Here is a 15886-nt window from a genome sequence, read left to right on the forward strand (position 1 = left end):
CGGCGCCTCGATGCGGCTCGCGAAGGAGCCACGGGTCGGCAGGTCCTGACGCTGCCGCTTCTCGCCGCACGCCTTGCCGGTGGCTTCGTTTCGCCAGCCTCGCACGAGGCCTTGTACCTGGCTATCAGGCAGGCGCTCGAGGCGGGCGGATACGAGGACATTGGCAAGGTTTCCGAACTGCCGGGGATGCCCGCGGCTGCGCTATCGGCGCTCCGGGACTGGTGGGACATGGAGGCCCCGGCTTCTTTGCCCGACAATGCCCGCCTTAGGGACTTTGTGTTGCTCGAACGCCGCGTTCGAGAGGAACTGCCGTCTGGAATGCTGACGCCTCCCGATTTGGTCAAAGCTGCCTTGGCGCGACTTCGTTTCGCTCCCAAAGTACTCGGCGCCGTCACTATTCAAGACGTCGCCAATATCCAGGCCGTTTGGTATCCGCTCATCCAAGCGCTCTGCGATGTCGTGCCGGTGCGATGGATTGCATCGCAGCACAGCCGGCGCGACTGGTTCTCTGGGGACACCCAAACGCGTCCATCCGGCACAGCATTGCTTGGCTCCGCAGATCTCTGTGCCGATCCGCGAAACGAAGTGCGGGAATCATTGCGTTGGGCGCGCGCGCTTGTGGCAGACGGAAAAGCCGCTCCCCACGAGGTCGCCATTTCGGCTGCCTCGCCGTCGGCTTGGGACGATGCGTTTCTGGTTCTCTCGCGCGAGGCAGGGATGCCCGTCCATTTCACGCACGGCATTCCGGCGCTGGCGACCCGTGAAGGGCAGGCCTGCGCTGCACTCGCGGACATCCTGCTACGCGGGCTGTCTCAGGAACGCGTGAGGCTCCTATTTGCCCGGCTGCCGCGCGGCCCAGCCAAGGATAACTTGCCCAGCGACTGGGCTAAAGGCTTGCGACGAAGCGCGGCGCTGACCAGTCCGACGCTTTGGCGGCATGCTCTGGAGCAAACTCGAGACGAACGGGCAAATGGTGACCTTGCGGAACGGATCTTGTTGCCGATTCTCGAAGACTTGGCCGGCGGGATTGCGTTGGCAGAGGGAGTAGGTCGCCGTCTTTTGAAGGGGCAGGCGCTGAGCCTGTGGCGGGATGCTTTGCGCATCGCGCCCCCGCAGGCAATCGAGCTCTCCTTGCAGGCTCTTCGCGTTGCCGACGGACGCGAGCCGGGAAATTCTATCGCGTGGGGACCCGCCCGTCACGTGGCCGCGGCCCCGCGCGCACATGTTCGCCTCGTCGGGCTGGATGCGAACGCGTGGCCCAGACGGTCGAACGAGAACCCGTTGCTACCGCAACACCTGCTTGGGCAATTACGACTTCCGTCCGCCGAAGCAGCAGAAACGGACCGGATGATGCATGACATCATCGTCGGCCAATCGACCAACTACTCGCTGTCACGTGCCTATAGGAGTGCGACTGGATCGCTGCAAGCAGCCAGCACATTGTGGCCGAGAAAAGCAGAGCGCGTCGTCGGGCGGAGCGCGATACCCCCGCATGCTTTTAGCGAAAGCGATCGGCTCTACGCCCGGCCCGTCGACGCGGGCAAAGATCCCCAAGTGCGCGCAAGTCGTGCCTGTTGGCGCGCATGGTGGGATGGTGAGCAACACACGGCTAATGACGGGAAGGTTCGTGCCAACCACCCGCTGGTTGTCGATGCCCTTGCCGAAATCCAATCCACGACCTCTCTTCATCGCCTTCTATGCGATCCGTTGGGGTTCGTCTGGGAGTACGTCCTTCACTGGCGCGAGCCGAATCTAGACCCTCAGCCCTTCGCTCTAAACCATCGCGCTTTCGGCGAGCTCGTTCACGCTCTTATTGCGGGCGTGTTGCGGAATGGCGCGCCAAAAAATACTGATGAGATTGAGATTGCCCTAGATCGAGAGGCGGCCCGTCTTACCGAAAGCTGGCTAATCACCAGAGCCGTTCCACCGGGACTTCTCTGGCGTCATACAATGGAGATGGCACGCGAGAGAGCGCTGCGAGGACTCAAAGATGCAATCGATGAACCGCGAGGCAGGAGCTGGACCGAGCTTTCGTTTGGCGAACCCGACAACGGACCTCATCCGTGGACCACACTCTCGCCGGTCCAGATCGGAAAGACCGGAATTGTCTTCCGTGGACGAATTGATCGCCTTGACGAAGACGCGGCACGCGGCGCGGCAGTCGTCACGGACTATAAAGTTGGGACGGCGCCCGAGCGGAAGAAGCAAGTTGTGTTCGATCGTGGCGCAGAACTCCAGCGTGTCTTTTACGGCCTCGCCGTGCGGTCTCTCCTTGCTGATGTTCGGAGCGTGAGCTCGCAGCTGACTTATCTAAAGCACGACCCGGCGCGGACGTTAAGCCTCACGAACGAGGAACTTGAGAAGGCGATTGACCAGGCGGTCGCATTCACGGCCGCAGGCGTTCAGATGCAACGCAATGGCCAAATTGCGCCAGGACCTGCGCCTGTCTTCTTTGATCCGCTTGCTATCGCCCTGCCAGCCGAGCTCGATTTTTACCGTCGCGTAAAGCGTCGTCTATTTGCTGGAGCGAACAGCGCGCTAGACAAGCTTTGGAGTAGCCCGTGAGCGTGCCCGACCTCGATGCCCGCAGACGCGCGCTCACTGATTTTGAGACCAATATGCTGGTCGAGGCTGCGGCTGGCACTGGCAAGACGTCATTGATGGCCGCGCGCGTCGCGATGATGATCGCAAGCGGGATTGATCCTTCAAAGATTGCAGCGATCACCTTCACTGAACCGGCGGCGAGCGAGCTGGAGGCGCGGATACGCTGGACGGTCGAGGAGCTTCGCCACGGAAGGACTCCGCCCGCACTCGCCGGAATTATCTCACTGCCGTTAGACTCAGCAGAGCGCGCGCATCTTGATGAGGCGGCACCACGCATCGGAGAAATCACTGCCACGACCATCCACGGGTTTTGCCAAGGAATTCTTCGTTCGCACGGGATAGACGTGGGCCTCGATCCTGGTTCGCGTGTTGTGGACGCGATCATTGCCAATGCACTCTTTGACGAAGTGCTCGCGAATTGGCTGAAGCAGAGGCTGGTCCCTGACGAAACAGACGGCGGTCCCATCGGTGTCCTCGCCAAGGATGACCCGTTGGGGGTGGTCGAGCGGGTCCGCGAACTTGCCATCCTCCGGCGAGAGCATCGCAGCGCGACCGTGCCGGCGCCAGATTTCTCAACTCGCCCGGACAAAACTTTCGCGGAAGCCGTCTCTGCATTTGCCCGCTGGCATGTCGCGGGACCAGGAGATCCGTGGACGGCAAGTCTCATCGTGGATCTTGAACGCCTTTCTTCGTTCTTCGCAGGCGATCACGCCACCGCGGGCTTTTCCGCGTTGTGGCGCCTGACCCAGCCGCCCCGTATCGGCATGATGCGGCCAAGAAGCATCGACTTGCTGGCTTATGACAGGATGCGCGCTTGGAAGCAGAGTCTTGGTGAGACGGATGGACTGCGTCGCGCTAATGAGGCGGTCGAACACTTCGAGACGGTTCGCGCTGCGTATCGAACGTTGATTGGCTGCATTGCGCAAGGTCTGGCGCATGAACTGGCTGCGCATCTGACCGGGGTGATCGAGGCCTACGACCGGCGCAAGCGAGAGGCGGCCGTTCTCGATTTCGATGACTTGCTACGTCAGGCGCGGGCGCTTGTCTGCGAGAACCCCGATATTCGCGCTTGGCTCGCTGGCCGGTATGCCTACCTGCTGGTCGATGAATTCCAGGATACTGATCCCGTGCAGGCGGAGATCGTTTTCTGCCTCGCTGCGCGCTCGCAGCCAGCGACTTGGAGCAGCGCAAGCTTGCGCCCTGGAGCGCTCTTTTTGGTAGGAGACCCCAAACAGGCGATCTATCGCTTTCGCGGTGCTGACATTGAGTCTTACGCTCTCGCGAAGTCCGTACTTGGAAAGGCCGGCAACGGCTGCGTACTTTCAATCACCGCGAATTTCAGATCCCGGCCGGACGTCATCACGCACGTCAACCACGTGTTCATCGACGTTCTTGGAAAGGCGGGACAACCGGGTTTCGTCCCGCTCGCACCGGCCCTTACGCTGCCGCCACTGCCTATCAGTGCGGCGGCGAAGCTGACGATCGATGTGCCGCGTGATGCCAATGCGGAGGAACAGCGCGAAGCGGAGGCGGAAGCTGTTGCCAGGCTGTGCGCGCGCCTGATCGGCGCCCTGAAAATCCATCATCCGGATGGAACTGAGCGATACTTGCGCGCAGGCGACATAGCTTTGCTTGCCCCTACACACACCGATCTCTGGCGTTACGAACGGGCCCTCGAAGCGCAACGCATCGCGGTCGCCTCCCAGGCAGGTCACGCGCTCTTCCGGCGCCAGGAGCTTCAGGACATGCTCGTCCTGGTTCGTGCGCTGTCGGACCCGCTCGACACTCTGGCTTTCGGCGCGCTCATGCGAGGTCCCGTTGTCGGACTCACCGATGAAGACCTGCTTGATATTACGGCGGCTCTCTCGCCCGACCAAGATGGACGCCGGCGCTTCCAATTGCGGACCTCAGCGGATGAGGTCGTCAACCCCCTCGCAAAGGATCTTCTGTTGAAGCTCCAGGCGCTGCATCGCCTTGCCGCCGAACTCACGCCGATGCAGCTCGTCGCTTTCGCAATCGAGCGCCTGAACCTGAGAGTGATCATGGCGGCTCGGCATGGCCAGCGCAACGCACGCGCGCTCGCAAACCTCGATGCCATCGTCGAACTCGCCAGACCTTACAATGTTGCCGGGCTGCGCGCGTTCGCGCTCGATCTCCAGCGCGGATGGCAGAGCAAACGCCGGCATCCGGAAGGGAGAGTCGACGCGTCTGAGGACTCGGTGGAAATCGTCACCATGCACAGCGCAAAGGGGCTGGAATGGCCCGTGGTCATCACCGTGAACTCGTCGACGCAGTTCAAGCCCCAGGATCAGTTCGTCTTTAGGCAGTCAGACGATACAATTCACTGGATCGTCGGAGGGATCGAGCCGCCCGAACTCGCTACCGCCCGTGAAGAGGAGGAATTTCGCGAGGCGCGGCAGCGCGAGCGGCTCTGGTATGTCGCAACGACGCGTGCCCGAGATCTCTTGGTGATCCCCGAACTGCCTGGTGCTCCCTCGCGATCGTGGTCGCGGGTGATGGATCTGGGGCAAAAGCGACTTTCCGAGATCCGAGCTGACGCGTTGCCCGAGCCTGTTATGAGCGCTTCGCAACCCATTGCCAACAATCAGACAGTGGCGGTGTTTACTGCAGAAAGCGAGCGACTGGCCGCCGCTTCACCGCCGATCGTATGGGACCGTCCGAGCGACCGCGATGCTGATCGCAGCGCCGACCTTGTTGAGGCATTCGTAGTTGATGCGGCGACCGACGTGACGGCGCGGATTGTAGGAGCGGGCGCCCTCCGAGGTACGGTCCTGCACAAGCTTATGGAAGAGCTACTCACGGGGGAACTTGAGCAATTTCGTGAAGAGGCCGCCCGTCGCGCGACCGAGCTGCTTGCTCAACTGCAATCCGATGATCCGACGGATGCCGCAAGGCCCAACGCGATCGAGATGGCCGAGACGGCGCTGAGCACATTGGCCCTGCCAGAACTCGCACCCTTCCTGGCGAAACTGGTGCCCGAAGTTCCGCTGTGGGCGGCAAATCCCCCGCGTTTTCTTGCGGGTCGTGCGGATGCTGCCGCAATCGAGGGAGAGCGCATCACACTCGTCGTCGACTGGAAGTCAGACGTGAATCCCGCGGCGACGACGCACAGTGCGCATGTGGCGCAACTGCGCGATTATCTGCGTGTCACAGGTGCCGAGCGGGGTGCGATCGTCTACATGTCGGCGGCGCAAGTGTCTTGGGTCGAACCGCCGTAGCCCAATCTACCAGGGCGGATTGAGGATTGGCGACGGCGAGCACACCAAGACCCGGCGCGATCCACGGGTCATCGCGACATAGAGATTGCGTGCGTTGAGAGCGCCGGCATTGAGGACGACCGAGATGTCGGCCTCGAGACCTTTCAGGAGCAAGGTGCTTCCGACCGAACGCTTCGCAAGCGGCCGTCCGATGAGCCGCGAGTACTCTCGGATCGTCACAGTTGCCTCTCGAAACGATGGCCCCTCCGGTGAGACTGCAAGTTGAAGAGCGCGCTGTGCTGCTGCCAGAACTGCGGGACGGTAGCAGCGAACTCCGCCGGCGCGGTTGATGGTGGTGAGTAGATCCGCGACATCTGCAAGCGACCGCGAATTGTCAAATCTAACGGCAACTTGCTCGATGGCGGTGAGGACCCGCCCGAGTTTGCCGGCCTGAGCTGCCGCAACCGACTTGACCAGGTCGTTTGCTGAAAAAGCGCTCATCAAATTTTCTGCAAAGCCGGCAACAACGGAGAGCGCGTCTGGTCTGGCAAGGTCGAGGGCACTGCCAAACTCCGTGAGGTCGCGCAGGTCCACAGCCTCGACGGTGACGGCTCCTTCGACTTGCCGCGCGAAACGGCGTTGTCCCCGAGGGTCCGTGCTGTCGCCGATAATCAAAACCTTCGTGTCGCCCGGCGCGGCGACCGAAGCCGCAGCCTGCCGCAAGGCATCGTCCTGGCGGCCATCAAGCTGAACCCACTGCACACTGCCCGGTGCAGTCCGAAGATCGATAGGTTTACCTGCTGCAAGGTCGGGTCTTATCGATAGCAACCACTGACCCAGATCGTGCGCGCCTGCGTTGTTCCACCTCCACGGCGTGGTAAGTTCTCCCGCTTTCGGGAAGAACGCTAGTACGTCCTTCTGCCAATCTGCCAACTGATCGGCGCCGAATCCAAAGATGGCCTGAAAAGGATCCCCGACAATGGCGGTGGCTAGACTCTGAGCTAACCACGTGACCAGGGCGTGCTGGCGGATCGAACAGTCCTGATACTCATCTACATATAGTTGCGCGAAACTGGCGGCGAGAATGTCATTAAGATGCCCGGCAGCAACGAGGCGCGCTGCAGCGTCACGGATGGCTTCATAATTCGGCCGGGTGGCTGTTACGATTCGCGGATCGTGCCCGGCTCGCTGAGGAAACGTCGAAATAAGTTTGATCGCGAAGCCGTCGAGGGTTGCAGCCCGGTAGGCGCTGGGCTTCACAGCTGCTCTATCGAGGCGCGCGCGGAGCGCTGCGACCCCCGCATTAGTGTGTGTCAGCACCAAGATGGGCTTTGGCCCATCATGCCTTGCCAGAGCATCGCTGATGAGCTGGGTCTTGCCGCAGCCGGCCGGGGCGACCACCAGCCCACGGCTTATCGTGCGCAGGTCGATTTCAGCGGCCGCCATCTGCGACCCAATCGAGAACGCCATCCATGACGGTGATGAGGCTGGCATCGGCCTCGTCGTAGGCGGGACCGACAATAGTCCGTCCTGCCGTTTCCATCGTGGTGATGGTCTTCAGCCAACCAAAGCGCGCCGCTGCGTCCCCTAGAAGGGTGCGGCTGGCGGGGCTGAGGCTGCCAAAGAGCGCCTCGGTTTGCAGATCGTCAAGCGTCCTTGTGTTATTGGAGATTGTTTTGATATGCGCTTCGATCAAAGCGCGGTCTTTCGCCTCAATGGCAAGGTTCAGAAGTTGGCTCGCAGGTTCGTCCGGGAGTGCGGCGAACAATTCTTGTTCGAGAGCGCGCCCGCCGCCCCATGCGAACACCTTGCCTCCGCTCGCAATGAACGCTGCTTCGGCAGTCGCCGGGGCAGGCTTGTCGCTGTCTCGCAGGATCGCCGTCCGGTAGCCAAGAGACTGCAGTGCGATGGCGCGGCTGAAGGTTTCATCGCCATTGCCGTTGACCAACGTTGCGCCGCATGATGCGAATGATTTTTCGCCGGCAGTAGTGAAATGTTGATCCAGACCGCGCATCAAGCCGATTTCGCTTCCGCCCTCGCACACCACGATCGAGGAGGCGAGCAGCGCATGGGCGTGGGCGCGAATCGTGCCCTGTACGTCCCCGGCATCGCTGGCACGTCGGACGGTATGCTGTCCGCCATTCCTGCGGACGATATGAAGTTGTTGGGCGTACAATTCAGTGACAGCGATCGGCGAGTGGCTCGTAACAAAAACCTGCAACGGCGGCACGTCTTCCTTGGCACCTAGCGCACCGAGCAAGCGAATGATCCGGTGCGGCTCGAGCCCATATTCCAGTTCGTCGATCAGAAACGTCGTTGCCTTCTCTGCCGCCTTCCGCTGCAGGGCGGCGATCAGCAGCCGCGACGAACCAAGCCCGAGAGCCCGTAGCGGCACACCCTCTTCATCATGGAGCGAGATGGTGCCGCCAGTGAACGTGACCGAACCGGCATCGATCAACGCCTGCACGGCCTTTCCGACTGGTACGCCCATATCTCCTGCCGCTGCCGTGACGAGTTTGAGAGGCTCCTCGAGCTCTTCAAGTTCCTTTTGGTCAAACGCGTCGCGCATCTCGCGAGCTGCCCGCGTCAGTTCCTTTGATGCGTCCGCCTTGCCGTCTGTCAGCTTGGTCAGCACGGACCCTCTGCGCCACGTCAGATGCATGCCCCCCGTGACGCCAAGCCTGGCCGGAGCGATACGCGTGCGATCGGCCCAGTTGAGATTACGTGTCCGACCTGCAGCCTGGGCACGCGGCGAGAGAAGCGTCCATTCCGGCTCGAGGTCGTCTTGGACTGTAAGCTGGAGCGTCAGGGCGGTTTCGAGCCCGGCGCCGGGTTCCTGCTCCACCAACCCGGTGGCCGGATCGAAACCCACGAGGAAGTCGCCATACGCGTCGATGTTCTTCAGAGGGTCATCGAGGGCGCCAAGAGTCACCGCAATGCGGATCGCGCGCCCGAAATCAAGGGCATGGAAATCGGCGTCAGTGAAGGAAAGCGATCGTCGTGCTCCAAGGCAAAGATCGATGGCATCCAGAATCGTCGACTTGCCGCTATCGCCCGGTCCGATGAGGCAATTTATCCCCGGACCAGGTACCCAGCGAAGCGTCTTCACCGCTCGAAAATTCTCAATCTCAAGCACACGGACCAGCGCCATTGGGCGTTCTTTCTGCTAGTTCGTCAGGGGAATACGCACCGAACGGGCAGAATTCCGCCGTTGTCGGCCAGCCCGCACCAGCCGAGCTGAACTTGACTTACAATGCAAATGCATTACATCGGATGATATTGAGATGCAAGGAGCCGGTCATGGCCAAAACGGCCGAAATCCTCGAAATCCCCGCCACCATCACCGAGCGCGGCCAGACGACTGTGCCGGCCGCTATCCGTAAAATGCTGGCTCTCGGCAAGCGCGACAAGGTCGTGTTCCGTGGCCTCGCCGACGGCACTGTCGTCATCGCGAAGAAGCAGAGGCGTGAAGCCGAAGCTGACCCTGTGATCGGCACGTTCCTTGAATTCCTGGCACGTGACATGGCTCACGAGCCAGGACGAATTCGATCGGTGCCGAAGTCGCTGGTTGCGCGCGGCAAGGGGGTGGTCCGGGGTGTCAAGGTCGATCTCGACGCAGCGCTCCCGGATGACGAAGGGTGAGCGACGACACCATCGAAATCAATGGTTGGAAAATCTATGCGCACCCTCTCTTCCTCGATCAACTCGAGGCGATGATCGAAAAGGTCGAGCAAGCGCGCAAAAAGGATCCGAAGAACTATAAAAAGAAGCGCGCCGCAAAGCTCCTTGCGGCCGTGCTGAAGGTCGCATTCGAGGATATTCCCAGCGACCCGACTCGGGACGTCTATCGTCAAGGTTCGACGCTGGCCGATGAATACAAGCACTGGTTCAGTGCAAAGTTTTTGCAGCAATTTCGCCTGTTTTTTCGCTACCAAAAATCAGCCGGCGGCAACGTCATCATACTGGCCTGGGTCAACGATGACTCAACGTTGCGTGCCTACGAGAGTGCCAATGATGCCTACGCCGTGTTTCGAAAGATGCTGAAGCGCGGCAACCCTCCGGACGATTGGACGAAACTTAGCGAATCAGCTCGAGCGCCCGATGCAAAGCGGCGTGTTCGGAACGCGGCTAGGCTACAGAAATAACAGCTTCGTATTGCCTTCGCTCGACGCGCACGCTGAAACCCTTGAGATAGGGGCTCTTCAGTCAGCCGGCGGACAAATTTGGGGGACGTCGTGAAACTGAGTCTAAAAGAGATTCATCCAGGATGCATCGCAGTCCAGTGCGAAGCCGATCCGAATATTTACAAATCCCTCAAGCCGGATGAGCCGATCCCGAACCCTTTGCCCACCAAGGATGTCATTTGGTTCGATGCCACCAAGTCAACAATTATCATTCGACCCATTATCACATACCCGTCCGAGCGATATTTTGAAGCAAAGTACGGCCAGCTCGAAGAGATCGTCCTGGAAGGTTTTGATTTCGAGCTACCCGAGGATGAACCCGCCATACACGACGCACTCTTCCAGCTTCCTACCGGCTTCATCAAGAATATCGAAGCCGGCCTCGGATTTCCAAAGGAATATAGTTCAATCGTTGACAGTATCGAGGAGCTCGATGATGTCACCAGCCTGATTATCACTAAGCGAGGCTCGACGCGCCTCGACGGTGCGTGTTTTCATCTGACTTACCGCGAATTCGAAACACTGCGCCTATCATTGGCGCGCATCACAAGAGGGTATCAACGCGAGGGACGAATAGACAGGGCGATCAAGTCTTATAACACCTTGCTGACAACACTGGACCCTGAGCGATTTCCGGAAAAGCGGCGACCGCTCAAGAAAGACACGATCTCCAATTTGCTTGTTGGTCGCGAATACTCCAAGTCCGAGCTCTCAAAGCGCGACCGAGCTGGCATGGTCGCTGCAGTCCGCTCAAGCGCTCCAACGATAGCGACCGAAACGCCGGAGGTGCTTTATGGACTTCAACGCGACATCGAGCTTGTTAGCCTCGATGTTCTGATTGAGCGGTTTCGAGAAATGATCGACAAGAAGCTGCCCGAGAGCTCTTGGCAGAAGCTGTTTGCATCAAACCCGTTCATACTTTCGATGCTGTTCGGATATCCGATCGTCGAAGTGCTGGGGCAGGCTCATGTAGGAGGGGCGGCTCTGACGGGAAGGGGCGGAAAGATCGCTGATTTTCTGGTCAAGAATGAAGGAACCAACAACGTGGCGTTGGTCGAAATCAAGACACCGCACACCCAGCTGCTCGGAAAGGAATTCCGCGGCGGCGTGTATCCTGCTTCGGGCGATCTCGTGGGTTCGGTTGCCCAAGTTCTCGACCAACGCTATCAGTTTCAAAAAAATATAGCACAGATCAAGGATGCAAGTGAGATCGCCGACATAGTATCTTACTCCGTTGATTGCGTCGTTGTTGCGGGGAAAACCCCGGAAGGAAAGGCCGAGCAGAAGTGTTTGGAATTGTTCCGCCGCAGTATGAAGGACGTTCAGATTTACGCGTTCGACGAAATCTTGCAGAAGCTGGTTCAGCTTCGCGACTTTCTAGCTAGCGACGAAGCCACTGAACCATAAGCCGCGTTCAAAAATATCTCGCTGTAATTGATGGCGGCGCCATGGATCCGTTGGCTGCACTGTCCAAAATTGGCCACGCCTTCTTCGCCCGAGATGGCGTGAGGCTTGCCTTTGGCAAGCGTTGGGATGGGGAGATCATCCACATTTCGCAAGCGTCGCGTGGCTCGGCATGTGGGTGTCAGTGTCCGGCGAAGAATTGCGGCCGTAAGCTCGTCGCGCGAAAGCCTGACAGTGACATGGCTCACCACTTCGCGCATGCGCCACTGACGGCGGCGGAGCGGGCTTCAGGTATCGCCCCGAGCTGCAAACACGGCAATATGACGGCGCTTCACCATTACGCAGAGCAACTGCTCAATAGCCGAAAAAGCCTGGTCCTTCCCCCCGTGCAGGCCACGTGCGGCGCACGCACCAGGACAATTCGCCAAGCAAAACCCTTCGTCTTTGACTCAGCTATGCTGGAGACCATGGATGGCGAAACCATCCCGGCCGTAATCCTGCAAAAAGGCGATGATCGAATGCAGGTAGAGGTCTACGTGACGCATCGCTGTGGCCCGGAGAAGCGAGCCAAGATCGCGGGCGCAGGCATCTCGGCAGTCGAAATTGATCTGTCCGCGCTGTCACGAGACACGACTATAGCCGGCCTCGACGAGGCTATTCTTACATCGGCTCCACGCGAATGGATCTACAATCGCAGGGCCGCTCACGTTGGACATGAACTGGAGCGAATAGCGAGACAGGAGGCAGCTGCCGCAGAAGAGAGGCGCCGAAACCAGATCGAGAAGGTCAAGGCAGCCTACGCTTCCGCGCGACAAAGGGCACTAGGATCTGACTGGCAGGAGTCGCCCCAGGTACAAGCTGTTACTGCGGCGGGAGATGCCGGGCTCCTCGACGGACCTTCCGTAGGAGATGGATATTTCACGGTTGATCCCAGGGTTTGGAAGGCGGGCATCCTATGTGACATGGTGCCGCGTTTCCTTGGCCTCACTCCACTCTCCGTGATCGGAGAATTCCGTACGCGCGGCTGGATAAATGAACAGTTCGCTAGCCGCAGCCAGAACGAGGACTCGCTTCTTTCAGACGCCAACCTTCCCAACGGCGGTGCCGAACAGGCCGTGGTCAGGTTCTTGCGGTCTCTTGCTGTCAAGGGAGTGGTCGAAGATACGGGCTGGGCATGGAAGCAGACGCAGGGCCGATCCGCCGAATTGCATCAGCGCCGCATTGAGCAAGAGCGTGCCCATCGAGAGGCTGCACAGCTGGCGGTGCGGCTGGCATCTCTGAAAGGTCTGGGCGAAAGCATAGCCCTCCTTGGATCCGATGTTGAGCGACAGGGCTTCGAAATCGCATCCTGGATGGAGCACGCGCCGGACGGCCAGCAATCCTTGAAGCAAATCGCCATGAAGGGCGATGCCGCTTGGCAAGCATTGAAAGGATCTCTCGCGACCACGCTTGCAGTTCTCAAAGATGAATCTGTGCAGGAGGCCGACGATCTTGGGCTGCCGGTTCGTGGCGCGCTTAAGACAATGCGTTCGATCCACGACAGCCGGGCCGCCCAGCGCAAGGTCGAAGAGGAGGAAGCAGAGCGACTTCAGCGATTGGAGCGGATGGAGACAATCACGGCTCTTTCAATCTCGTGGATCGGCGATGCTCATTCGAATTGGCTAGAGGCACCACACTCGAACCTCGACGGGATGTCGCCGCGCGAAGCCGCTGCACGGTCTGGAGAGTATCTCGAAATTGCAACCCGTCTGCTGCGCAGCTTTCAAGCAGAGTTGATCAAGAAAGCGAAATGGGTGGATGAGCTGGAGCGAGAAGCATCCAAGCTGCTCCCGCGGGCCGACATGCTTCGCCTCTACATGACAGCCGGCGATCCCGAGCTGCCCGGCCTGGTCTCTCCGACCGTCCACACAAAGGACGAGCAAACGATGCGGAAATGTTTGGCGCTCTTGAGGCGTCGTTACGGCAAGCGGTAGTGTCGGTATGCACTACATCGAGCTCGAGAAGTCTCGTTGGATTGCGCGCCATCGCATTGCCAGCTTCGAGACTTGCCATGAACCTCCAAGGCGCCAAATAGGGTTAGGGCGAGTGAGACGCTCCCGCCAGCCTGGAGGTTCAGCAACTTGATGATGGGCGTCTTGGCGGCAGAAAAACGAGCGATTCATTCCGGAGAGTCGCCGCGGCTTCCAAATCACGAAGGCCCGGCTGCTGGGGTGACATGTCGATCAAGAACATCAGACCAAGGATCGCTACGCTAAACAGCGGAAAATCACGTCCGTCCTTTACGATCGGATTGGATGCGCCCGTGACAGGTCCTAGGGTCTGAGTTGTGTCCATCACCGCACGCAGTTTTGGCGCGTCAGGTCGACCCCACACGAACGCACGAATATGTTCGTATTGTGTGTCAGCGGCTTCGGTTACGCCATAGTGTCTGGCGACAAGGTTGAGCCCGATCTTGTAAAGTGCACGCACAAAACGGGGGTCATTCCCGAACTCCTGGCTGAATCCGAGCCGTCCGGCCTCCGGATCTATCCACGTGTCAAAAATGCCGTTGGACTTGGCAGCTGGGTGCAGGCGCTTTCCCTCTGCCTCCACAATTTGGGGCCCAGCGTTGATAAAAATATGCTGTCCAGTTTCCAAGTGTTTGCTGCTGATGGCGCGCCAGCCATCAATCGTAGGTCTGCGCCCGCCCTTTCGGCACACACCATAGACAACGGTCGCTACCTCGAACTGCTTTAATAGGGCCTGATCCACCGTCCCCAAAGCATTGTTGCAGTTCACGCACACCACGTTGCGCAAGACCAGGTCTTTCGGGCACCCGAGAGACTCTGGGATGCCGTGCTCAGTCGAAAGGCGTTCAAATTCGTTTCGGCACCAAATACAGATCATTGCGCGTACAAAGTTGATATTACCCGCTCTACAGTTCAATCAGTCCTCGAGCTGCCCCTCGAATTTTACCAAAAGAGATGTAGCCAGGCCTTCCCCTTCCAGATGCAGGCCAATCTCGTCGAGAGGATTGTCGGGCGACCCCGTCTGAGAGCCCCAATTCATCGTGCTCACGACGACATCATCATTGCCCCACAGCAGGAATTTCGCGTGGACTTGCGGATCCTCCACGGCAATCAGATCGACGACGCCGTTCAGCCGATCGCGGTGGGCCCTGACATGCCGCCGCTTGATGGGTCCAGACGGGCGCGAGTAATAGACACGGACGTCGTCGAGCCGGCGGCCCGCGATTTCGGCCGGGTTGAAGAGCCCGGGCACCATGGGTGCGCCGACCTTGTTGCTGCAGCAAACGAACCGTTCATCGGCCTCGTGCGCCACCTGCCGGAGCAATCGCTCGTGATCGTCAGCCTGCAGGAAAGTCATCCGAACCGGCACACGATGACCGGTGTCGGTGGTGGGTGATAAGGGGCTTCTGGCTCGCCGCAAATCCGATGCCATGAACTGAAGCGTTTCGATCGAACGACTGGCGCTGGAAAGAGGCGAGATGATCGAACGCAAAAGATCCAAGCCGGCCGCTGCCGCCTGATTTTCGGTGAGCTCGACAGAAAGCTCCACGGCCGAAAAAGGCGACGACAGCCAATTGGAGGAGCCGAGCAAGACGACAGAACCTCCTTGGCCGTCATCCGCGGCGAGACATTTCACGTGGCTTCGAACCGAGTCGCGGTGCGCAAGCACAAAACCACGCGCGTGGCGCACCGCGGAGAGGCGGACGTTCAGCTCCTGCATTGCGATTGCATTTCTTCTCTCGGCGTCAAGCACGGTACCATAGAACAAATGGCAACGCACGCCACGTCGACATGCCCGCTCGAGCGCGACGCGGACCCGTTCGTGGCGCTCCGTGTATTTTCCTTCGTGCGGCGTGATGAAGGTCGAAAGTACAAAGACGTCTTCTTCGGCCTGGCCGACGATGCGCTCGAAGGTCTCCAGATGCTCGTCGCCACCTATGATCAAGTCGTCGGTGGATATCATCGTATCGATGGTCGATGACCGGTCCGGTTCTGGATCGCTTGCTTCAGGAAGGATGCCGGTTTTGATCGTTGCTCGAAGGGCTCCAATCAGATCCTGACTGGCTCCCTCGGGGAGCAGACCGTTTTTCACATCATTGAGTTCGATGGCGAGGTATTTTCTTTCGAGGACGGAATTCACGGTTTGCACGCCGCGCAACCATTCGCCTGGGCGGAGCATGTTCGTCACAAACTGCGTGACGCGAACTGCCATCGTGTCATCGGTCTCATCGGGGCCCGCAGGAAAGTTGACCTTGTGATCCGCGTGGGACAATCGATGGAGCGGGGCGGTTTCGACGTCGCGATTGCGAAAGACGGAGTGCCCGACCGTCTCCAGCACCAGACTAGGGTCCGGACTCAATTGATCCACCAAGTAACGGCGGCGACCAAGAGGATGGCCGAGAGGAAGTTGTCGGCTCGCTTGTCGTAGCGGGTCGCAATCCGCCTGAAGTCCTTGAGGCGGCAAAAC

At 59.6% G+C, this 15886-nt stretch carries 10 protein-coding genes and 1 pseudogene; 6 read left to right on the forward strand and 5 right to left on the reverse strand.

Annotated features, from left to right (window positions below):
• Positions 1-111: 111 nt before the first annotated feature.
• Both EAV90_RS35010 and EAV90_RS35015 read left to right on the forward strand, forming a co-directional pair.
• Positions 112-2565: a PD-(D/E)XK nuclease family protein gene (locus EAV90_RS35010; RefSeq protein ID WP_245509695.1), complete on the forward strand. Its 2454-nt coding sequence runs from the start codon at positions 112-114 to the stop codon at positions 2563-2565.
• Positions 2562-5843 carry a UvrD-helicase domain-containing protein gene (locus EAV90_RS35015; protein WP_245509696.1) on the forward strand — a complete coding sequence of 1094 codons (3282 nt, stop codon included), beginning with the start codon at positions 2562-2564 and terminating at the stop codon, positions 5841-5843. Before EAV90_RS35010 ends, EAV90_RS35015 begins: the two co-directional genes overlap by 4 nt.
• 6 nt (positions 5844-5849) lie before the next feature.
• Here the strand turns inward: EAV90_RS35015 and EAV90_RS35020 are convergent, their stop codons facing one another.
• Complete coding sequence (locus tag EAV90_RS35020; protein ID WP_129146030.1) at positions 5850-7268, reverse strand: UvrD-helicase domain-containing protein; 1419 nt, start codon at positions 7266-7268, stop codon at positions 5850-5852.
• The gene (locus EAV90_RS35025) at positions 7255-8973 is read right to left on the reverse strand and encodes an ATP-dependent nuclease (RefSeq protein WP_129146031.1); all 1719 of its coding nucleotides are present in this window, start codon (positions 8971-8973) and stop codon (positions 7255-7257) included. Before EAV90_RS35025 ends, EAV90_RS35020 begins: the two co-directional genes overlap by 14 nt.
• 149 nt (positions 8974-9122) lie before the next feature.
• On the opposite strand from EAV90_RS35025, the gene EAV90_RS35030 reads away from it, so the two are divergent.
• The 4 genes from EAV90_RS35030 to EAV90_RS35045 all read left to right on the forward strand — a co-directional run bounded on the left by EAV90_RS35030 (position 9123) and on the right by EAV90_RS35045 (position 13383).
• Complete coding sequence (locus tag EAV90_RS35030; protein ID WP_129146032.1) at positions 9123-9464, forward strand: type II toxin-antitoxin system PrlF family antitoxin; 342 nt, start codon at positions 9123-9125, stop codon at positions 9462-9464.
• The gene (locus EAV90_RS35035) at positions 9461-9967 is read left to right on the forward strand and encodes a type II toxin-antitoxin system YhaV family toxin (RefSeq protein WP_129146033.1); all 507 of its coding nucleotides are present in this window, start codon (positions 9461-9463) and stop codon (positions 9965-9967) included. Before EAV90_RS35030 ends, EAV90_RS35035 begins: the two co-directional genes overlap by 4 nt.
• A 90-nt stretch (positions 9968-10057) precedes the next feature.
• Positions 10058-11413, forward strand: coding sequence for a Shedu immune nuclease family protein (locus EAV90_RS35040; protein WP_129146034.1), 1356 nt, complete (start codon positions 10058-10060; stop codon positions 11411-11413).
• Between the two features lie 41 nt (positions 11414-11454).
• Positions 11455-13383, forward strand: coding sequence for a hypothetical protein (locus tag EAV90_RS35045; protein ID WP_129146035.1), 1929 nt, complete (start codon positions 11455-11457; stop codon positions 13381-13383).
• 139 nt (positions 13384-13522) lie between these two features.
• Here EAV90_RS35045 and EAV90_RS35050 read toward each other — a convergent pair whose 3' ends face one another.
• The 3 genes and pseudogenes from EAV90_RS35050 to EAV90_RS35060 form a co-directional block, all read right to left on the reverse strand.
• Positions 13523-14296, reverse strand: a complete 774-nt coding sequence (locus EAV90_RS35050; protein WP_129146036.1) for an HNH endonuclease — start codon at positions 14294-14296, stop codon at positions 13523-13525.
• Between the two features lie 39 nt (positions 14297-14335).
• Entirely contained in the window at positions 14336-15757 is a 1422-nt protein-coding gene (locus EAV90_RS35055) for a phospholipase D-like domain-containing protein (protein WP_208738569.1), read from the reverse strand.
• 17 nt (positions 15758-15774) lie between these two features.
• Positions 15775-15886 (reverse strand): annotated as a pseudogene (locus EAV90_RS35060) (IS5/IS1182 family transposase); the annotation flags it as partial.

Origin of the sequence: Bradyrhizobium vignae, assembly GCF_004114425.1 — a bacterium.
In the GTDB taxonomy this organism is placed as follows: Bacteria; Pseudomonadota; Alphaproteobacteria; order Rhizobiales; family Xanthobacteraceae; genus Bradyrhizobium; species Bradyrhizobium vignae.